The 18,817-nt window shown below is 42.2% G+C and carries 20 protein-coding genes and 2 riboswitches; of the genes, 3 read left to right on the plus strand and 17 right to left on the minus strand.

What is annotated here, in order from left to right:
- Positions 1-10: 10 nt before the first annotated feature.
- From spoIIIAE to LQ226_RS07200, 9 genes are all read right to left on the minus strand, one after another.
- Positions 11-1,189, minus strand: a complete 1,179-nt coding sequence (gene spoIIIAE / locus LQ226_RS07160) for a stage III sporulation protein AE (RefSeq protein ID WP_231417599.1) — start codon at positions 1,187-1,189, stop codon at positions 11-13.
- 32 nt (positions 1,190-1,221) lie between these two features.
- Positions 1,222-1,611, minus strand: a complete 390-nt coding sequence (spoIIIAD, locus tag LQ226_RS07165; RefSeq protein ID WP_231417156.1) for a stage III sporulation protein AD — start codon at positions 1,609-1,611, stop codon at positions 1,222-1,224.
- A 10-nt stretch (positions 1,612-1,621) separates the two neighbouring features.
- Positions 1,622-1,828, minus strand: coding sequence for a stage III sporulation protein AC (gene spoIIIAC / locus LQ226_RS07170; protein ID WP_231417157.1), 207 nt, complete (start codon positions 1,826-1,828; stop codon positions 1,622-1,624).
- 20 nt (positions 1,829-1,848) lie between these two features.
- Complete coding sequence (gene spoIIIAB / locus LQ226_RS07175) at positions 1,849-2,361, minus strand: stage III sporulation protein SpoIIIAB (protein ID WP_231417158.1); 513 nt, start codon at positions 2,359-2,361, stop codon at positions 1,849-1,851.
- Positions 2,306-3,283, minus strand: coding sequence for a stage III sporulation protein AA (spoIIIAA, locus tag LQ226_RS07180; protein ID WP_231417159.1), 978 nt, complete (start codon positions 3,281-3,283; stop codon positions 2,306-2,308). Before spoIIIAA ends, spoIIIAB begins: the two co-directional genes overlap by 56 nt.
- 292 nt (positions 3,284-3,575) lie before the next feature.
- Positions 3,576-4,139 carry an elongation factor P gene (gene efp, locus LQ226_RS07185; protein ID WP_231417160.1) on the minus strand — a complete coding sequence of 188 codons (564 nt, stop codon included), beginning with the start codon at positions 4,137-4,139 and terminating at the stop codon, positions 3,576-3,578.
- Between the two features lie 25 nt (positions 4,140-4,164).
- Positions 4,165-5,229 carry a M24 family metallopeptidase gene (locus tag LQ226_RS07190; protein ID WP_231417161.1) on the minus strand — a complete coding sequence of 355 codons (1,065 nt, stop codon included), beginning with the start codon at positions 5,227-5,229 and terminating at the stop codon, positions 4,165-4,167.
- A gap of 13 nt (positions 5,230-5,242) precedes the next feature.
- Positions 5,243-5,674, minus strand: coding sequence for a type II 3-dehydroquinate dehydratase (gene aroQ, locus LQ226_RS07195; RefSeq protein ID WP_231417162.1), 432 nt, complete (start codon positions 5,672-5,674; stop codon positions 5,243-5,245).
- 85 nt (positions 5,675-5,759) lie between these two features.
- Positions 5,760-6,350, minus strand: coding sequence for a YqhR family membrane protein (locus LQ226_RS07200; RefSeq protein ID WP_231417163.1), 591 nt, complete (start codon positions 6,348-6,350; stop codon positions 5,760-5,762).
- Positions 6,351-6,434: 84 nt separating this feature from the next.
- On the opposite strand from LQ226_RS07200, the gene LQ226_RS07205 reads away from it, so the two are divergent.
- Positions 6,435-7,394 (plus strand): DUF1385 domain-containing protein, encoded by a 960-nt coding sequence (locus tag LQ226_RS07205; RefSeq protein ID WP_231417164.1) that lies wholly within the window; start codon positions 6,435-6,437, stop codon positions 7,392-7,394.
- Between the two features lie 33 nt (positions 7,395-7,427).
- Positions 7,428-7,823, plus strand: coding sequence for an SA1362 family protein (locus LQ226_RS07210; RefSeq protein WP_231417165.1), 396 nt, complete (start codon positions 7,428-7,430; stop codon positions 7,821-7,823).
- A gap of 18 nt (positions 7,824-7,841) precedes the next feature.
- On the opposite strand, the gene LQ226_RS07215 is transcribed toward LQ226_RS07210, so the two are convergent.
- The 5 genes from LQ226_RS07215 to LQ226_RS07235 form a co-directional block, all read right to left on the minus strand.
- Positions 7,842-8,732, minus strand: a complete 891-nt coding sequence (locus tag LQ226_RS07215) for a patatin-like phospholipase family protein (RefSeq protein WP_231417166.1) — start codon at positions 8,730-8,732, stop codon at positions 7,842-7,844.
- Between the two features lie 446 nt (positions 8,733-9,178).
- Positions 9,179-9,613 carry a transcriptional regulator MntR gene (gene mntR, locus LQ226_RS07220; RefSeq protein WP_188655315.1) on the minus strand — a complete coding sequence of 145 codons (435 nt, stop codon included), beginning with the start codon at positions 9,611-9,613 and terminating at the stop codon, positions 9,179-9,181.
- 73 nt (positions 9,614-9,686) lie between these two features.
- Positions 9,687-10,718: a spore photoproduct lyase gene (gene splB / locus LQ226_RS07225; protein WP_231417167.1), complete on the minus strand. Its 1,032-nt coding sequence runs from the start codon at positions 10,716-10,718 to the stop codon at positions 9,687-9,689.
- Between the two features lie 122 nt (positions 10,719-10,840).
- Positions 10,841-13,396, minus strand: a complete 2,556-nt coding sequence (locus LQ226_RS07230; RefSeq protein WP_231417168.1) for a vitamin B12-dependent ribonucleotide reductase — start codon at positions 13,394-13,396, stop codon at positions 10,841-10,843.
- A 173-nt stretch (positions 13,397-13,569) separates the two neighbouring features.
- Positions 13,570-13,752 (minus strand): hypothetical protein, encoded by a 183-nt coding sequence (locus LQ226_RS07235; protein WP_231417169.1) that lies wholly within the window; start codon positions 13,750-13,752, stop codon positions 13,570-13,572.
- 290 nt (positions 13,753-14,042) lie between these two features.
- Between LQ226_RS07235 and LQ226_RS07240 the strand changes: the two genes are divergently transcribed.
- Positions 14,043-14,423 (plus strand): rhodanese-like domain-containing protein, encoded by a 381-nt coding sequence (locus LQ226_RS07240; protein ID WP_231417170.1) that lies wholly within the window; start codon positions 14,043-14,045, stop codon positions 14,421-14,423.
- A gap of 90 nt (positions 14,424-14,513) precedes the next feature.
- Here the strand turns inward: LQ226_RS07240 and gcvPB are convergent, their stop codons facing one another.
- The 3 genes from gcvPB to gcvT are packed head-to-tail and all read right to left on the minus strand — an operon-like array spanning position 14,514 to position 18,430.
- Positions 14,514-15,965, minus strand: coding sequence for an aminomethyl-transferring glycine dehydrogenase subunit GcvPB (gene gcvPB, locus LQ226_RS07245; protein WP_231417171.1), 1,452 nt, complete (start codon positions 15,963-15,965; stop codon positions 14,514-14,516).
- A complete protein-coding gene (gene gcvPA / locus LQ226_RS07250; protein ID WP_231417172.1) occupies positions 15,958-17,304 on the minus strand; it encodes an aminomethyl-transferring glycine dehydrogenase subunit GcvPA in 1,347 nt (448 codons plus the stop codon). Before gcvPA ends, gcvPB begins: the two co-directional genes overlap by 8 nt.
- Positions 17,305-17,329: 25 nt before the next feature.
- The gene (gcvT, locus tag LQ226_RS07255; RefSeq protein ID WP_231417173.1) at positions 17,330-18,430 is read right to left on the minus strand and encodes a glycine cleavage system aminomethyltransferase GcvT; all 1,101 of its coding nucleotides are present in this window, start codon (positions 18,428-18,430) and stop codon (positions 17,330-17,332) included.
- A gap of 93 nt (positions 18,431-18,523) precedes the next feature.
- Positions 18,524-18,602, minus strand: a riboswitch (glycine riboswitch).
- A gap of 3 nt (positions 18,603-18,605) precedes the next feature.
- Positions 18,606-18,698: riboswitch (glycine riboswitch) on the minus strand.
- Positions 18,699-18,817 lie beyond the last annotated feature (119 nt).

The raw sequence follows: 18,817 nt of genomic DNA on the forward strand, positions 1-18,817 counted from the left end.
TGCCCACCTCCTAACGAACCATCATGGTTAAGTTACTGGCTGCCACTAAGATGACAATGGCCAGAAAGAACATAAACGTAACAACCAGAAGGGCTGCAAAAACAAACAAGATATGCTTGCTTATCGTTTCCATCGAAGCAATCACCGGGCCTCCCCCAATCGGCTGTAAGATAGCAGCGGCCAGTTTATAAATAAGCGCTACAGCTAACACTTTCACAGCTGGAAATAAGGCAAGAGCAAGAATGATAAGCACCCCTACAATCCCCACTGTATTCTTTAGTAATAGAGATGCGCTAAGCACGGTATCGGTTGCATCTGTGAACATGCGCCCGACGACTGGGACAAAGTTCCCCGTAACAAATTTAGCAGTCTTCATAGCGACCCCGTCCTGAATAGCTGAGGTAGCTCCTTGCACTGAAATGACTCCTAGAAAGATGGTTAGAAATGCACCTAAAAGTCCTAAGCTTGTATTCCTCAATAACTGAGCGAGTTGCGTCACTTTATATTGTTCATTGATTGTACTCACAATCATGAGTAGAGCAGACAGAAATAAAAGCGGCAGCACAATATTGGAAACAAGGAGTCCACTTGTATGAATTAAAAAAACGATAACTGGATGGAAGAACGAGACGGATAATAAATTCCCAAACGTTGCCATAAGCCCAAGCATGAGTGGTAAAAGCGCGATCATAAAACTACTCATCATTTCCACCGCACCTTTTGCATAGGAGACGGCCAGGTGAAAACTGTTCAGCGCTAAAACGATCAGTACCAGGTAAACGACAGCATAGGCGACTTTACTGACCGTCTGATTCTCGAATGCATTTTGAAGGGACTGAAGAATCATGCAAAATAGCGTCAAAAAGATTAACGTTCCTAAAAGCTTTCCGTTGATTAGGAATTCATAAAATAAATATTTCAAAAGACCAGTTACCCAATCTTTGATCGAGAGGGAGTCTCTGTTCTGCATGAATTCGACGAAGCTTCCTTTTCGGATGCCTGGCAAGTAGCCACCATATTCGTCCACAACTTGATTCCAATATGACTGAATTTCTGTGAACGTAACCGGATCGAGTGTAGGGCTCGTCCCCTCAACAGGAGGCGACTGAGCGTGGACAGGCTCTGATAAGAAGACGAGAATCCAAAGGGCAAGGAAAAGGACAACAATTAACTGCCGGAACACTTTCATCAACGCTCAAAGCCACCTCCTTCTTGAATCCATTAAGCTGGAAGGAAACCTAGTATAGTTTCAATAACAGCGGTTAGTATTGGAATAGCAAGGACCAGAATAAATACTTTACCTGCTAACTCAATCTTAGATGCTACTGAACCAAGACCTGCGTCCCTGGTAATCTGAGCACCGAATTCAGCCACATAAGCAATTCCTATAATCTTAAGAATCGTCTCCACGTACATGCCGTTCACGTTGGCTTTTTGAGCGATATATTCAAGCAACGTAAATACTTGTGCAATCTCGCGGATTAGAATAAGAAAGATAATAATACCTGTAAATAGAATCAGAAAAAATGCAATAGAGGACTTTTGTTCTTTTACAATGATCGTCAACACACTTGCTACGAGGGCAAAGGATACGATCTGGATAATCTCCATGTCATCACCCTTAACCTTGGAATAAGAAGACAGATTTGATTTGCTGGAACAAATCTTGAAGGCCATCCATTACAATAAAGAGCACGATTATAAATCCAACTAACGTAGCCCAATGGGCAATGTCCTCTTTTCCCATCTGTTTCAAAACCGTGTGAATCATAGCGACAACAATCCCCACTCCAGCAATCTGGAATAGAATATAGGCCTCTCCAATCATGTTGTTTACTCCTTTCGCCTTTACATGAATAACAATATAATGAGTAATCCTGTTAAAAAGCCGAGACTCTTGACCATCTTGCTATATTTTTGTTGCTGTTCTTCTGCTTCTTTTAACTCTCTCTCTAAATGCGATATGGCCAAGCGTATATGCTTTTGTTGGCCTGTGAAATCATGTTGGCCGAGAGTTTGTCCAAATTGCTTCATAATCTCTTTTTCGCCTTCTCCTAATGCACTAAGAGGCCAGAATGACTGGATTCGCTGTTCCCAAACGTCATAAAGAGAAGCACTGCTTTCCTTAAGTTGATCGCTGAATTCATAGAAAAACCAAGCCATTGGTTCTGGAATTTGACGGGCCACTTTCTCACATGCTTCTATGACAGGAGAATGCCCATAAAGGATTTCTGCTTCTAGTACTTGTAGCGCATTTTTCAGCTGACGAATTTGTTTTGGCCTTTCTGTCAGCCTTCTGGCAAATTCAAACCCTCCCCACGTTGTAGCGCACAGCAGGATAAGCGCTCCGATCCACTTCATGTGACACACCCCTTTTCTTTGGTGAAAGCCGCTGACCTTTTCCATCAAGGAGTGTTCGAACAAAACCTGGCTTTGTTTTACGTTCAAGAATGACGAATCGTTCAAACACTCCTTGTTGAAATAACGGGGTAAGTGAAGGTCTCTTCTGAACGGCTTCATATTGATCCCCATGAACAGTCGATATAACCGTTACCCCTGCGTATAAGGCTTCAAGAAGAGCGTCTACATCTGCCTGACTACCAATTTCATCAACAATTAGAATCTCCGGAGACATTGAACGAATCATCATCATCATTCCTTCAGCTTTCGGACAAGCATCCATCACGTCCGTTCTTAAACCAAGATGATGTTGGGGGACCCCGTGGATACTCCCGGCAATTTCTGAGCGTTCGTCAATGATCCCAACCTTCTTTGAAGAAATAAGGTCCGTCCCTTGACTCATAATTCTTGCCATATCTCTTAGAAGCGTGGTTTTCCCTGTTTGAGGAGGCCCTATGAGAAGGGTATTCGTATACTCCTTGTCATAAAGTTCTTCCACGAGAGATTGAGCTACACCGATTTTTTCTTTTGCGATTCGGATATTAAAGGAAGCAATGTGACGAATGGCCTTCACTACCCCTTTTTCCGTGTTGACTTTCCCCGCCAACCCTACCCTATGTCCCCCTGGGATCGTAATGTATCCCTCTCTCAGCTCGTCCTCCAAACGATAAATCGAGTATTCTCCAAGCTGATTTAATAAGTAATTTCCGTCTTGCTCACTTGGAATGATCGTCGGAATCAGTCTGCTTCCATCATCATAGATGAGCTCTAATGGCTTCGTGATCCGGAAGCGAATCTCTTGCAGACGTCCCCAGCCGTCTTCCCCGATTTGCTGCAGTTCTGATTGAATGTAGGACGGGAAAAGTCGCAAAATCTCTTTCATAGCTCTCCCTCACAATCTTTGCACTTGTTTACTGTAAATCTATGCGTGTCCATCTGATTTATGACCAAAGATAGAAAAATGAGAGAGCGCTCTAGTAACAGAGGCGTTTTGCATAAAAATAGTAGAAACTCTAAAACAAATACGCTTTTTTTCCCACATAAAAAACGCCTAAGGATTGCACCTTAGGCGTTTAATAGCAAGTAGTTATTTGTTTTGTCCCTAATGCTAAACATAGCGATCACTTTTCTAGTAAAAAAGCTCCCTGACTGAGTCAGAGAGCTTAGAATCATTCTTAGTTATTTGAACGGGAAACGTATTTACCATCATCTGTGCTGATCGTAAGGACGTCGCCTTCATTAATGAAGAATGGCACCTGTACACTAAGGCCCGTTTCAAGCGTTGCTGGTTTTGTACCACCGCTTGCCGTGTCTCCTTTGATACCAGGTTCTGTTTCGGTAACCTGAAGGTCAACGTTTTTCGGTAATTCAACACCAATTGTTTCACCTTGATAGAAACGAACTTGGATTTCCATGTTCTCTTTCAGGTAGTTCAATTCGTTTTCGATCTGTTTCGTTTGAAGTTCGACTTGGTCGTACGTGTCTGTGTCCATAAATGTATGAACGTTATCTGCAGAGTAAAGGTATTGCATTTTACGGTTCTCAATGTGTGCTTTTTGAACTTTTTCACCTGCGCGGAACGTTTTCTCTTGAATCGCACCAGTACGTAAGTTACGAAGTTTAGAGCGTACGAATGCTGCTCCTTTACCTGGCTTAACGTGTTGGAAGTCTATTACTTGCCAGATCCCATTGTCTACTTCAACTGTAAGACCTGTCTTAAAATCGTTAACTGAAATCATAATTGAATTTCCTCCCTAAATAAGCTTAAAGCGTAATTAACTCTTTTGAAGAGTGAGATAAACGCTCATTACCTGTCTCGGTTACAACTGTATCATCTTCAATTCTACAGCCACCTACATTTGGAACGTAAATGCCTGGTTCAACTGTTACAACCATTCCAGGTTCAAGCTTTTGCTTGTCGTTTCGGAATGATAAACTAGGTCCTTCATGAACATCTAGTCCAACTCCGTGACCGGTAGAATGGCCGAAGTATTGTCCATACCCTTGTTCTTTAATATAATCACGAGTCAAGTCGTCAGCTTCTTTACCAGTAATGCCGGCTTTTATTCCATCCATTCCACGCAGCTGCGCTTGTAAAACCGTGTCATAGATCTTTTTCAGTTCATCACTAATCTCACCAACAGCAACTGTTCGTGTAATATCAGAACAATATCCTTTATATAAAGCACCAAAGTCTAACGTGACTAATTCACCAGATTGAATCTCTTTCTCAGAAGCCACTCCGTGTGGTAGCGCAGAGCGATAACCGGAGGCTACAATAATATCAAATGAAGATGAAGTCGCGCCTTGTTTGCGCATAAAGAACTCCAATTCATTGGATACGTCGATTTCTTTAACTCCTGGCTTTATGTAGGACAGGATATGCTCAAATGCTGCATCTGCTATCTTAGTTGCTTCCTTTAATATCTTAATCTCATCCTCAGTCTTAATCAAGCGTAATTTTTCTACGATGCTTGCTGTCGGAACAAATTCCGCTTCTAGAACAGATTGATATTGCTCAAATAAACTATACGTCACGTGTTGTTTTTCAAATCCTAGTTTTTTCACGCCTAATTCTTTCGCTTGCTGAGCTACCTCTTCGTGAATAGGTGCCTTATGTTCCACAATCGCAAATCCACTTGTTTGCTCTGCAGCCTGCTCTGTATAACGGAAATCCGTAATAAACAGTGCTTCATTCGCTGTTACAAGCACGACTCCGGCTGATCCTGTAAATCCAGTTACGTAACGACGGTTCTGTTCACTTGTAATTAAAAAGCCGTCCAAGCCCTGTTCTTCAATACTGCTTCTTAAACGCTTCAATGTATCCATGTAAATCCTCCCCCTAAAATTGTTCTAAAAATGTTTGTGCAGCTAACTTGTAGCCAAATGAACCAAGCCCTACGATCTGCCCGTAACAAACTGGTGCCAAGAGAGATGTGTGGCGAAACTCCTCCCGTTTGTGAACATTTGATATATGTACTTCAATCACAGGGAGGTTTGCTCCTGCAATCGCATCTCGAAGCGCTATACTTGTATGCGTATAAGCTCCTGGATTAAAGATAATCCCCACATCTTGTCCTATAGCTTCGTGAATACGATCAATTAATTCCCCTTCATGATTCGATTGGAAGGAATCAAACGCCCATCCATTCCCTTCAACCATTGTTCGTAAGGTTGTTTCGATGTCACCAAGGGTACCTTTCCCGTAAACACCTGGTTCCCGCGTGCCTAATAAATTTAAGTTGGGTCCATTTAATAAAAGAATTTTGTCCATCTAGTGATCTCCCTTCCTCTTGAATTAAGGGAAATATTCCGACACTTTTTAGGATAACACAGACCCCCCTACAATTGGGAGCGATTTAGCTGGGTTGATTGTTTTGTTGATAATCGTATGAAATGGAATATCCTATAAATGCTCCATATAAAATAAATAAACATAAACTTGTGACGATCGTATCACTATCTAAATCCCCTAAAGATGGTACAGCTGAAAAAACGGGCTGGAACAAGAAAAATACAATAAACCACAATGCAGCTCCAAAGGCCATAGATGGCCAGAGTCCTTTAGTGTTTTTTAATAGACCAAAATACAAAATAGCGATTAAGAGTGAGATGAGCCCAACAGCAAGAATAGCAATAAGCTCTCCCAGCCATCTACTACTCCACTCATTTTGAACGAAGGAGCGAATTACGAAGCTACCTGCAGAAACAGTTGAAAAGTTAAAGAAGTACGCTACTGTCCCGATGAAACTCCATAAAACACCACCAATAAACCCCGTCACTAATGCTTTACTTATAACAGACATCGGTTTTTCTTTTTGGTTTTGCTCCAACTGAGGGTTTTGCTTTCCTTCTTGTTTTTGTTGTTGTTGATCTTTTTGATCTTTTTGATCTTGTTCAGACATCTCCATCACCTCGGTCTTAGCATGACCATTTTCGAATAATTCCATGCTTTTATTTAACAAGACTAGAGGTGAACGCCATTTTCTAGTAAAATGAAGGAAATAGAAAATCATCAAGAGGATGGTGTGGCAATGAGCGAACAAACGAAACCAGTTTACGGAGGCCAGGCCGTAATGGAAGGGGTCATGTTTGCCGGTCAGACGAGTTACGTCACGGCGATTCGGCGAAAAGACGATTCCATTGAATATTTTGAGCTAGAACGGAAAGAATCTAAAATAGAGAAGCGTTTAAAGAAAATTCCATTCTTAAGAGGTCTTGTCGCGTTAGTACAGGCAAGCGCGAATGGGACGAAACATCTAAACTTTTCTAGTGAACGATATGACGTTGACCCAAAAGATGATGAATCCATCAAAAAAGAAGAAGATTCTTCTAAACTCGCAATGATTCTTGGGGTTGGAGCTGTCGGTGTTTTATCATTTTTATTTGGTAAACTAATCTTCACATTAACTCCTGCAATTATTGCAGAATTATTCCGCTTTGCTGTCCCAGGTAAAACCGGACAAGTGCTCTTAGAAGGGTTATTCAAATTTATCTTTCTACTTGCATATATTTATCTTATCTCCCTCACTCCAATGATTAAACGAGTATTCGAATATCACGGGGCTGAGCATAAGGTGATTAATGCGTACGAAAACGGGAAAGAATTAACTATCGAAAACGTTCAAAGTCAATCCCGCCTTCACTACCGATGTGGATCAAGTTTCATATTATTCACTGTATTTGTAGGGATTCTGTTTTATCTTTTACCATTTGTAGCTACAGAACCAATGTGGTGGCGCATGGCAAACCGTATTATTTTATTACCATTTGTAATCGGGGTTTCCTTTGAAGTGCTACAGCTAACTAATAAAGTACGAAACATTCCAGGACTTAAGGTGCTCGGCTATCCTGGATTATGGCTACAGCTTCTCACAACAAAGGAACCAAAGGATGATCAAGTGGATGTAGCGATTCATTCTTTCAAAAAAGTGCTTGAAAATGATAAGAATGCATCTAAAAGTGGTATACATGGTAGTAAGGTCATCTCATAATTAGGGATTGAATGCTGAAGGGAGGAAAACCAGTTGGCTCATAAAATTATTAAACCTCTTACTTATTTTATTATGGCGTTAGCTTTAATTGGCATAGGTGTTCGATTATTTACGGATACAACTAGCTTTTTAATGGATATTCTCGTCACAGTCTTATTTGCAGCAGTCATCATTGGAATTGTCTACTTCATTTTCTCAAGACGGAACGGTGGGACCTCGAATGAAATGAAACAATACCGAAAGGCAGCCCGCCAATCGAAACGAAAATACAAACAACCGACGACCTCTTCTAGCATCGCGAAAAAAATGAAGCCTTCTACCATTAAATCAAAAATGGCTAGTAAGAATCCAAAACCAAGAAAAGAAATCCCTCACCTACGGGTCATTGAGGGAAATAAAAGCAAAAAGAAAAATCGAGCTTCCTTCTAAGGGAAGCTCGATTTTTTATTATCCGCTCCAATGTCTTAAGAATGTAGTTGCATGTTTCTCTCCAACGGCAATCAATTTATCAATGGAACCTTCATTTAAATCAAAATCTGTCGTCTCCACGTCTTCTACCGGGATAAAAATAATATCAACCGCATCCTCTTTATGAATGTACCTCGCATCATGCGCTTGTTTCATCGTGACAAACAATGCTTGAAACATCTCAATTGCATTTTTAATCTTACGAGCCGGGATGTGATCATTGCCCTTACTGAGCTTCATCCCAAGGATCGGCCTCATCCGCCTTTCTAAATTAGAGGTAAACACCCAAATCGGAAAATTACTCAAAAGACCCCCATCGACTATCAGGCTTTTTTGGTGGCCTTTTCCAACCATTGGTTCTGGCATAAAAAAGTAGGGAAGCCCTGCACTCATTCGCACTGCTTTCGCCACTGTAAATTCATTCGGTGATATGCCGTAAACCCGTTCTAAATCATCAGGAATAACGACAATTCTTCCTAGCGTTAAATCGGAGGCAATTACTTTCAAAGATCCCTTCGGTAAGTCACGGAACGTATAGATGCCCTTTTTTCCTAGCACTTCATAAATCCAATCTTCTAATCGTTTCCCTTTATATAAACCCATCCGAAAATAAAGAAAGAGCCAGTTTGAGAACGGAAACCAATCACCAAATGTCGGAGGATCCAAAAGCTTCTTTAATTGTAATTCTTTAAATAACTGATGGATTTGTTCACTCTTATACCCGGCCGCGAGAAACGACGCCATAATAGCACCGGCAGAAGTGCCCGCAACTCGTTCAAATTGATAGCCTTTTTTCTCGACAGCTTCTATCGCTCCAATAAAGGCAATGGCTTTAACCCCGCCCCCTGAGAACACGCCATCAATCTTCATAAGACGCCCTCCTTCCCCCTTTATGATTATCTATAATCATATAAAACCTGTCCTAGACCAGAAACCATTTTGTATCCAGTTTAGTTGATTGGTTTTAGACATTTGGGAGCTGGTTTCTGTGTTCAAGAGCCGGGTTTCTACAATTCTTGGCTTTGTTTCTTCATATCGCTTCTGGCTTTCTACAGTGCGAGCGGACTTTGAACATTCAGACTCCGCTTTAGACACTCCATACCCCATTTCTACATTCAATTGCTAGTTTCTACACTCCTATGATAAGTATCTTCATACACCTCAAGTTTTTCTTCACTCCTATTCGGCTTTAAACACCACTCCCCCCTATTTATACACTCCAAGCCAGCTTTCTACACACCACACTCAGTTTCTACACTCCGCTCCTCTAAAAAGACGCTCTTAAAGCATAAAAAAACACCTGAATCATCAGGTGTTTAGTCTTCTTTCGCTTGTTCTTCATTTTGTTGTTGAACGAGTCGCAATTGTTCAATGCATTGAGGGTTTTCTTCGAAGAATTGAACCAGGTCACCGATACGGTCGATGGAATTCCAGCTCATATGGTGTTCAATTCCCTCTACATCTTCGTATATATTTTCTTTGTTCACGCCTATAATCTGTAAGAATTGCTCTAATAATTCGTGACGATACACGAGTCGCTTGCCAACTTTTTTCCCTTTAGAGGTTAGCACAAGTCCTCTATATTTTTCGTAATTCAGATACTGATCTCGGTCTAGCTTTTGTACCATTTTCGTAACAGATGAAGGATGGACTTGAAGATTTTCAGCGATATCTGAAACTCGTGCATAGCCTTTATCCTCTATTAGCATATATATTTGTTCAATATAATCTTCCATACTTGGTGTTGGCATAAAAATCCTCCAATTCTGCCTCAGCCTACTGTTAAAAATGATACACTAGATTCTTCTCGATGACAAGATTGTCTTACGTGAAATAACTGATCTTACTTTTCGGAAAATATTCGTTAATGTAGGCTTCCATCGTCTTCTTAATGTCTTCTTGTGTCTCGGTTGGATAAACGTATTTACCAATGCCGTAACGTCCCCATTTGTACTTTCGCTCTTCTTCATCCATTTCAAGCTTAGACTTTGGATAGCGCTGGAGGATGACGCGTTTAGCCGGTTTCGTGAAACGGTGCTGAATGAGCTCAAAAGTTAGATCTTCCTCATCTACGGAGGACCCTTTTAACTGCTCATGAAGGTGAGCAAACATTTTATGATAGCCTTCTTTCCACGTGTCATCGTATAAATAAATCGGTGCTACAATGAACCCAAGGGGATATCCCGCATCTGCAACTTTCCTGGCCGCTTCTAATCGTTTGTCTAATGGTGAAGTCCCAGGTTCAAAGTTCTTAATGACATAGTCCGCATTTATGCTGAAGCGGAATCGGGTGTGACCATTGTGTTCTGCATCTAATAAATGGTCAACGTGGTGATATTTCGTAACGAATCGAAGGCGCCCCTTCTTCTGATCTCCCATAAATTCAATCGTCTTCTTTAATGAGTGGGTCAGATGGTCGATCCCTACAATATCGGATGTACAGGCTGCTTCAAAACGAGTTGGCTCGTCACGTTCTAGAATGTATTGGTGTGCCTGGTCAAAGATCTCATCTAAATTTACATATGTTCTAATGTATGGTTTCTTACCTAAGGTCGTCTGCAGATAACAATAATGACAGTGTCCCATGCATCCTGTCGCTAATGGGATGGCGTATTCAGCGGAAGGTTTTGAAGTATCAAATTTCAATGTCTTCCGAACCCCTAAAACAAACGTATTCTTCGCGTTGGCGTATTGTCTTAGTTCATTGTCACCTGGGATTCCCCGAACCTGGTTGTGGGAAGTGGTTTCGCGAATTTCTATTCCCTGATCTTTGAACTTCTGATAAAGGTCCTGAGCTAACTGGTATTCCATCGCTCTTGGCTCTACATATACAAGTTTAGGCATAAATGGTTTCATGCAGTTCACTCCTTTATGCCTTAGTATCACCAACTCTTGTGAGGTATTGCTGGTAATGAATGTATTCCTATAGAAAAAGCACGTGAGAGTCTGATCCTCCCACGTGCTTTTGTTTCATTTACTTATAGTCCACACTTCAGCTGCGCACCACAGTTTGTACATGTGTTACAGCCACCAGCGTCTTGGATTTTACCTTCACGGCAAACCGGACAAGTGTTGCCGACTTCAGAACCAATGGTTACGTCGGTCTTATCAAGCTCATGAACCGTGTCCATTAAAACGACTTTCCGGTCATCTTCAAATAGTTCTTGTTGTTCTTCAAATGAGTTATCTTCTGCTTTAAGGGTAAGAACCTGCGCGTCACGGCTTCCATCTACATAAACCGTTCCACCTTTGGCTCCACCGCGATATAGACGTTGATATACTTGCTCAACCTGCTCGACAGCGTATCCCTTAGGAGCGTTAACGGTTTTAGAAATCGAGCTATCGACCCAGCGCTGAATGACACACTGTACGTCAGCATGCGCTTCTGGCTCAAGTTCCATTGCTGTTACGAACCAATCTGGTAAATTGTTTGGATCTTGTTCTGGGTGCTGACGAAGGTACTCTTCTAAGATTTCCGCTTTCACTTCAATAAACTTACCAAGGCGTCCACTTCGGAAGTAAGAGAAGGAGAAGTATGGCTCAAGTCCAGTTGAAACCCCGACCATTGTACCCGTAGAGCCTGTTGGGGCTACGGTTAACAGGTGAGAGTTACGAATGCCGTACTCTAAAATACCCTGGCGAATATCTTCAGGCATACCTTGCATGTATCCTGTATTAATGAACTTCATGCGAAGCTCTTTCGTTTCTTCTTCAGTTTGTCCTTCTAAGAACGGGAAGCTTCCTTTTTCTTTCGCAAGCTCAATAGAAGTACGGTAAGCTGTAGTAGCGATCGTTTCAAAGATCTCATCCACTAACTTGTTCCCCTCTTCAGAGCCGTAGGCCGTTTCTGTATAGATTAATAAGTCGTGCAGACCCATTACACCTAGACCAATACGACGCTCACCTAGTGCTTGTTTCTTATTCTCTTCTAAGAAGTACGGAGTAGCATCAATTACGTTGTCTTGCATACGTACCCCTGTTTGAACCGTCTTTCTTAACTTCTCAAAGTCGACAGCTTTTGCTTCTTTATCTGCCACAGAAGCAAGGTTAACAGCTGCAAGGTTACAGACAGAATATGGTGCAAGAGGTTGTTCACCACATGGATTCGTCGCTACTACCTTGTGTCCATAACTTGTTGCATTGGTCTTGTCATTGGCGTTATCAATAAAGAAAATGCCTGGTTCTGCGGAATAGGTTGCGCAGATATTGATTAAATTCCATAGGTCCTTCGCTTTCATACGGCGGTATGTGCGAACTTTATACCCTTTATCTGCCCATTCACGAACGTCACCAGATTCGTGCCATTCTTCATTGTAAGCTTTCATTTCTTCTTCTGTATAACTCTCCACATCTGGGAAGCGGAGCTCGTACATCTCATCGTTCTCAACAGCGTCCATGAAATCATTTGTTAAACATACAGAGATATTAGCACCTGTCAGGAATTCTGAGTTGTGCACATCATAATTACCACCAAGTTCTAACTTCTCTTCTGCATCTGCAATAGCAGCATCTGTAAAGCCGCCTTTTCCTTCGACGTTTGTAAAGTTAACAATGCTTTGATACATGTCACGTTCTGTTGCTGATAGAGGGGTGAATTTCAATTTCGCTTTTGCTTGTTGCTTGATGACTTCATCGTCTACATTCTCGATTAAGAAACGCAGGATTCGTGGATTCTGCATTTTCGAGATGATGAACTCGACGATATCAGGGTGCCAATCTGCTAACATTATCATTTGAGCACCACGTCTTGAGCCACCCTGCTCAACAAGGTGAGTCAGTTTCGCAATGTCATCCAACCAGGAAACAGAGCCTGAGGACTTTCCGTTTACCCCTCTTGCAAGAGCGTTACGAGGACGTAGTGTTGAACCGTTCGTTCCAACACCGCCTCCGCGGCTCATAATCTCCATAACCTGTTTGCGGTGATCGGAGATGCCTTCACGAGAATCCTGAATAAATGGCATTACGTAACAGTTGAAGTACGTTACATCCGTTTCAGATCCTGCCCCGTAGAGAACACGTCCTGCCGGAATGAAGTTTAGATTAGAAAGCTCATTATAAAACTGTTCAAATGATTCTTGTCGTTTGGCTTCCTCTGTTTCCACAGCAGCTAGGCCAGTTGCATTACGCTTTGCAATCTGTTCATAGAAGACTTCAAGAGGCTTATCAATAACATCTAGCTTACGTGTTATGATCCCACTCTCGACTTCTTCTGGTTTCTCAAGGACACTTTGGAACTCAGGCTCTACTTTAATTTCTGCTTTAGCTTCTTGCCAATCGATCGATACAATGTAGCCAAGACCCCGAGCCGGAAATTTTGGATCATCCTTAACGGTTAATACAACAAAGTCACCTTTTGATAATGTAACTTTCTCAGTATCTTTAAAGGCATATCGGTCTAACATGACCAAACGGGACACACCAGAATGGGTAATGTTCATATCCTCTGTCACCGGATGGACCTGAGAGAATAAACCGATATCTTTATTTAGTTGTTCTATGTTGATTTGATTCATTGTTTCTTTTGCGGTTTGCATGAGCATACCTCTCCTCTACCATAAAAAAGTGTCGGTTGAACTCGACATAATCTAGATGATAACTCTTAAAAGCCCGTCGTTCAACTAATACATATAAGATACCACAAAATAGACTCCCGAAACAATATATAGTGTTCGACAACGAACTGAAACACCCATATATTGTGTTTTGATCATTCTATTAAAACTTTGTCAATCGCAAAATTCGCTAAAATCTGAAGCAAATAAAAGAATGACCAAGATAAAAGATGAATTTCTGGATACAACGTATTTTTTTGAAGATTGCTCTCCCCACCTTCTTTACTCCCCTCTATACCAAGGAATAAACTTCCAAAACTTTTTATTCCTCTTTTCATTCTGAAGATTCTACAAAAATTGCTACAATCTCCACCCACCTTTCCTCCTCGATCCCCTCTATTTTTCACAAAAAATAAAAGCGTATGATATAAAACCGTGAATGTTGAAAGAACTCTTAAAACTCCACTCTTCCTGGTTGGCGCTGCCTAGCCAAAGACTTGACATCCACGTTATACTGTCAGTGTAGAAATTTTGCTCAAGGGAATTCCCCTTGTCGAAAAAAACTTTGAATCTTATTTAAAAGCGCTCTATAATAGAGAAAGAAGATAGAACTATAGGGGGAAGATTAATGACCGGATTATGGATACTATTAGGCTTACTTGTTGTCATTATCGGCTATGGCGTCATTAAATATATGGCCCAGCGTCGTTATTTGAAAACACTATCCGCTGAAGAATTCAGACAAGGATACCGTAAGGCACAACTTATTGATGTACGTGAACCAAACGAATTTAAATCAGGCCACATTTTAGGGGCTCGCAATATACCCGTAACTCAATTGAAGCAACGTTTACAAGAAGTTCGCCCTGACAAACCCGTTTATTTATACTGCCAGAACGGCTCACGTGCCGCACGTGCCGCTTCTCTTCTTCATAAGAAGGGCTATAGTGATCTTAACCAGCTAGAAGGCGGCTTTAAGAAATGGGACGGTAAGGTCAAATCTAGTTAAGTAAAAATCTAAAGCGCCCGGCTAGCACCGTTTGGACTGGACGTATATAAAAAAGACTCCTCAAACTTGAGGAGTCTTTTCTTTGTCCCGTTACTTCATATAACGCAGAACAGGTTTACGAGCAGCCGTTGTTTCATCCATTCGTCCTACAATTGTGGTATGTGGTGCTTCTTGGACAATTTCAGGATTGTCTTCTGCTTCTTTATGAATTTGTCTCATGGCTTCGATAAATTCATCGAGCGTTTCCTTAGATTCTGTCTCAGTTGGCTCAACCATCATTGCTTCTTCTACATTTAGCGGGAAGTAGATGGTAGGTGGGTGGTAGCCAAAGTCAAGAAGTCGTTTGGCCATATCAAGTGTTCTTACACCGAGCTTTTTCTGACGTTTCCCTGATAGTACGAATTCATGTTTACAATGCTGAGAGAACGGCAGGTCAAAGTCTTTCTCAAGTTCTCTCATCATATAGTTTGCATTTAACACCGCATATTCACTTACTTGTTTCAGACCTTTGGCTCCCATTGTACGGATGTAGGTGTAAGCACGCACATTGATCCCAAAGTTCCCGAAGTAAGGTTTCACGCGTCCAATTGAATCGGGACGGTTATCATCAAATACATAACGCTCCTGTACTTTTGTAACAATCGGTTTCGGTAAGTAAGGCGCAAGATCGCTTTTTACACCTACCGGACCTGAACCAGGGCCGCCTCCACCGTGAGGACCAGTAAATGTTTTGTGTAAGTTCAAGTGAACAACGTCAAATCCCATGTCTCCAGGGCGAGCATATCCGAGTATGGCATTTAAGTTTGCTCCGTCATAATACAATTTGCCGCCGGCTTCGTGAATGATCTCAGCCATCTCTATGATCTCTTCTTCAAACAGACCAAGCGTATTCGGGTTTGTAAGCATAAGGGCCGCCGTGTTTTCATCAACGACGCGTTTTAGATCCTCTAAATCCACCAGGCCTCGTTCGTTGGATTTTACCGTGATTGCTTCAAAGCCAGCTACCGTTGCGGACGCAGGGTTGGTTCCGTGGGCTGAGTCAGGAACGATTACCTTCGTACGGTTGTAGTCCCCATTTGCCTCATGATAAGCACGAATCATCATGAGTCCCGTCCACTCCCCGTGAGCTCCTGCGGCAGGTTGAAGTGTCACTTGATCCATACCGGTAATCGCCTCAAGAGAAGTCTGAAGGTCGTACATTAAGCCGAGTGCACCTTGGACCGATTCTGGCGCCTGCAGAGGATGAATGTGGCTAAAGCCTGGCATCCGCGCAACGTCTTCATTCATTTTAGGATTGTACTTCATCGTACAAGACCCTAATGGATAAAATCCGGAGTCTACTCCGTGGTTTCGCTTGGAGAGAGCAGTGTAGTGACGCATAATCTGCAACTCACTTACTTCCGGGAGATCAGGCTGAGCGTCGCGTACGTACGGAACATCAACCCCAAGGTCCACCTCTGGTACATCTAACTCCGGTAAACTATACCCTACACGTCCTTCTTGGCTGTGTTCAAAGATAAGCGGAAAATCTTCGTTACGCATATACATCCCCCAATTCCTGCACAAATCGATCAATCTCATCCTTTGTGCGCATTTCAGTCACCGCCACTAGCATGTGGCCTCCTAATTCCGGGAAGATCCTTTCAAGATCAAGACCACCAATCATTCCCTTATCCTGCAGCTTTTCATTTAATGTAGTTACGGACCCTTGAACTTGGAGTACAAATTCATTAAAGAAAGCATTGGAATACAAGACCTGGAATCCGGCCTCCTCGAACGCTTTCTTTGCATAGCGAGCCTTCTGCATATTTTGGTAGGCCATTTCCTTCGTGCCTTTTTTACCGAGGGCACTAAGAGCAACAGATGTACCTAATGCATTAAGAGCTTGATTGGAACAAATATTCGATGTTGCTTTATCTCTTCTGATATGTTGTTCACGAGCTTGCAATGTTAATACAAACCCTCTTCGCCCCTCTTCATCTTTCGTTTGGCCCACGAGGCGACCTGGAACTTTCCGCATTAACTTCTTCGTCGTAGCGAAATAACCACAGTGAGGCCCGCCGAACTGGGCAGGGATTCCAAACACTTGCGTATCCCCTACAACAATATCCGCACCAAATTCCCCTGGAGGTGTCAGATACCCAAGAGCAAGAGGATTACTCGAGACTACGAACATAGCCTTTGAATCCTTTAAAATCTCCTGAACGTCTTCAAGAGGCTCAATTTGACCAAAGAAATTTGGATACTGGATGACTACCCCAGCTGTTTCTTCATCTAGTTCATCCCTTAACATCGCTAGGTTTGTCAGACCGTCTCTTGTTTCAATCTCGACCACTTCAATGTTTTGTCCCGTAGCGTAGGAATGAATGACCTCTAAAGAATGAGGGTGTACCGCTTTAGATACGAGCACTTTCTTCTTTCTTGTCTGCCCTGCACTTAGGGTGACCGCTTCCGCAAGCGCCGTACCCCCATCATACATGGACGAGTTAGATACTTCCATTCCCGTTAATTCAGAGATCATCGTCTGAAATTCGAAAATGGCTTGCAGTTCTCCCTGGGAGATTTCCGGCTGATACGGGGTATAAGCTGTATAGAACTCTGAGCGAGAAAGTACATGATCTACAATAGAAGGAATGTAATGATCATAGACACCTGCACCTAAGAACGACGTGTACTCTTTCGTATTCACATTTTCCCCTGCTAGTTTGGAAAGCTCTTTTATTAACGCAGGCTCACTTGCAGCTGGCTTAATGTTTAAGTCTCCTTCAAATCGCACTTTTTCAGGAATATCATTAAATAATGCATCTGTTGACTCAACGCCAATGGCCTCTAACATGGAACGCTTATCTTGATCTGTCATTGGTAAATACCGAAATGTCATCGTAAAACCTCCCTCTCCCTTATGCTTACCTTTTATAAAATGGCGTTGGAATAACCTTTGCCTTTAAGAATCGTTTACGCACCTGAACAAGTAGTTCAGTGCCAGGCTCTGTATAGTTTAATGGAACGACCGCAAGGCCAATATTCTTCTCAAGTGTTGGAGATTGAGTACCGGTTGTAACAAATCCAACTTCCTCGCCCCCGTCAAACACTTTATACCCATGACGAGGGATGCCTTTGTCGATCATCTCTAAGCCAATTAGTTTCCGGTCTGTACCCTCTTCTTTTTGTTTTTTCAGGGTCGCTTTCCCGATAAAGTCACCGTCTTTATCGACTTTAACAGCAAATCCAAGTCCCGCTTCAATTGGCGTAATATCCGCGCTTAATTCCTGTCCGTATAAAGGAAGCTTCGCTTCAAAGCGAAGCGTATCTCTGGCGCCTAGACCAACCGGTAGTAAACCATCCTCTTTCCCTTCTTCAAGAATCGCTCTCCAAAGGGCCCCACCTGAATCTGGATGGATATAAATTTCAAATCCATCTTCCCCTGTATAACCTGTTCTTGACACGATCGCATCGTGTTCTACTCCATGAAAGGAAACATCTTGTAAGAAGCGGAAGAATTTGATTTCAGAGAGGTCTTGATCTGTTAATCGCTGCAAAATCCCTTCAGCCTTCGGGCCTTGAATCGCAAGCTGCACATACTGATCAGACACATTATGAAGGGTTGCCTCTTCTGTCAAGTTCTCCTGAAGCCAATTAAAGTCTTTCTCTGTATTGGCTGCATTCACAACGAGTAAATAGGATTGTTCTTTCAATTTATAAACAATCAAATCGTCGACTGTTCCACCGTCTTCATAACACAAAAATGTATATTGCGCTCGGTTCGGCGTGAGTTTCGTGACGTCATTTGTAAGCATCTTTTGCAAATAGGCTTCCGATTCTCTACCTTCTACCACTATTTCACCCATATGAGAGACATCAAATAAACCCGCATGCTTTCTCGTAGCGTGATGCTCTTCTTTAATCGATGAAAATTGAACCGGTAAATCCCATCCACCAAAATCAACGGTCTTCGCTCCCCAATCCCCATAATGCGGATGGAGTGGCGTACGTTTTAAATCAGCCATTTCATTACCCCCTATGTACATAATCGTTCGAACTTGCGCTATTTTTCTGAAAATTAAACATAAAAAAACAGAGAAGGCACAATTCGTGTCATTCCCTGTCCATTCACCAGAAAGTTTCGCAGTTTACTTGCTGCTTTCTTCTTGGGTGGCCTTCTATAGGCACTCTCCAGAGGTGCGTCCTACAAGAGTCTTTTTGCCTGAGAGATTCACATTGCTGTTTGCTCCTTCGGCGCCGCCTGAAATCCGCGGTCTCTCCTCTTGTAATCATTCGCCATAATAATATTTTCATAAATGGTTCATACTAATTCATAAACGTTACGGAATAGTAAACACTAGTTTACAAATTCACTGTCATTATATCACACGGTTTTTACACTGTGCACAAAA

The organism is Pontibacillus sp. HN14 (assembly GCF_021129245.1).
Classification (GTDB): Bacteria; Bacillota; Bacilli; order Bacillales; family BH030062; genus Pontibacillus.

Coding starts and splice junctions, on each gene's coding strand:
- gcvT (WP_231417173.1), bottom strand. CDS start 18,430: ATGGCTGATTTAAAACGTACGCCACTCCATCCGCATTATGGGGATTGG.
- LQ226_RS07230 (WP_231417168.1), bottom strand. CDS start 13,396: ATGCAAACCGCAAAAGAAACAATGAATCAAATCAACATAGAACAACTA.
- aroQ (WP_231417162.1), bottom strand. CDS start 5,674: ATGGACAAAATTCTTTTATTAAATGGACCCAACTTAAATTTATTAGGC.
- LQ226_RS07200 (WP_231417163.1), bottom strand. CDS start 6,350: ATGGAATTATTCGAAAATGGTCATGCTAAGACCGAGGTGATGGAGATG.
- gcvPB (WP_231417171.1), bottom strand. CDS start 15,965: ATGCGTAACGAAGATTTTCCGCTTATCTTTGAACACAGCCAAGAAGGA.
- gcvPA (WP_231417172.1), bottom strand. CDS start 17,304: ATGACATTTCGGTATTTACCAATGACAGATCAAGATAAGCGTTCCATG.
- LQ226_RS07215 (WP_231417166.1), bottom strand. CDS start 8,732: ATGAAGATTGATGGCGTGTTCTCAGGGGGCGGGGTTAAAGCCATTGCC.
- mntR (WP_188655315.1), bottom strand. CDS start 9,613: ATGCCAACACCAAGTATGGAAGATTATATTGAACAAATATATATGCTA.
- spoIIIAB (WP_231417158.1), bottom strand. CDS start 2,361: ATGAAGTGGATCGGAGCGCTTATCCTGCTGTGCGCTACAACGTGGGGA.
- spoIIIAC (WP_231417157.1), bottom strand. CDS start 1,828: ATGATTGGAGAGGCCTATATTCTATTCCAGATTGCTGGAGTGGGGATT.
- spoIIIAD (WP_231417156.1), bottom strand. CDS start 1,611: ATGGAGATTATCCAGATCGTATCCTTTGCCCTCGTAGCAAGTGTGTTG.
- spoIIIAE (WP_231417599.1), bottom strand. CDS start 1,189: ATGAAAGTGTTCCGGCAGTTAATTGTTGTCCTTTTCCTTGCCCTTTGG.
- LQ226_RS07205 (WP_231417164.1), top strand. CDS start 6,435: ATGAGCGAACAAACGAAACCAGTTTACGGAGGCCAGGCCGTAATGGAA.
- LQ226_RS07235 (WP_231417169.1), bottom strand. CDS start 13,752: ATGAAAAGAGGAATAAAAAGTTTTGGAAGTTTATTCCTTGGTATAGAG.
- spoIIIAA (WP_231417159.1), bottom strand. CDS start 3,283: ATGAAAGAGATTTTGCGACTTTTCCCGTCCTACATTCAATCAGAACTG.
- efp (WP_231417160.1), bottom strand. CDS start 4,139: ATGATTTCAGTTAACGATTTTAAGACAGGTCTTACAGTTGAAGTAGAC.
- LQ226_RS07240 (WP_231417170.1), top strand. CDS start 14,043: ATGACCGGATTATGGATACTATTAGGCTTACTTGTTGTCATTATCGGC.
- splB (WP_231417167.1), bottom strand. CDS start 10,718: ATGAAACCATTTATGCCTAAACTTGTATATGTAGAGCCAAGAGCGATG.
- LQ226_RS07190 (WP_231417161.1), bottom strand. CDS start 5,229: ATGGATACATTGAAGCGTTTAAGAAGCAGTATTGAAGAACAGGGCTTG.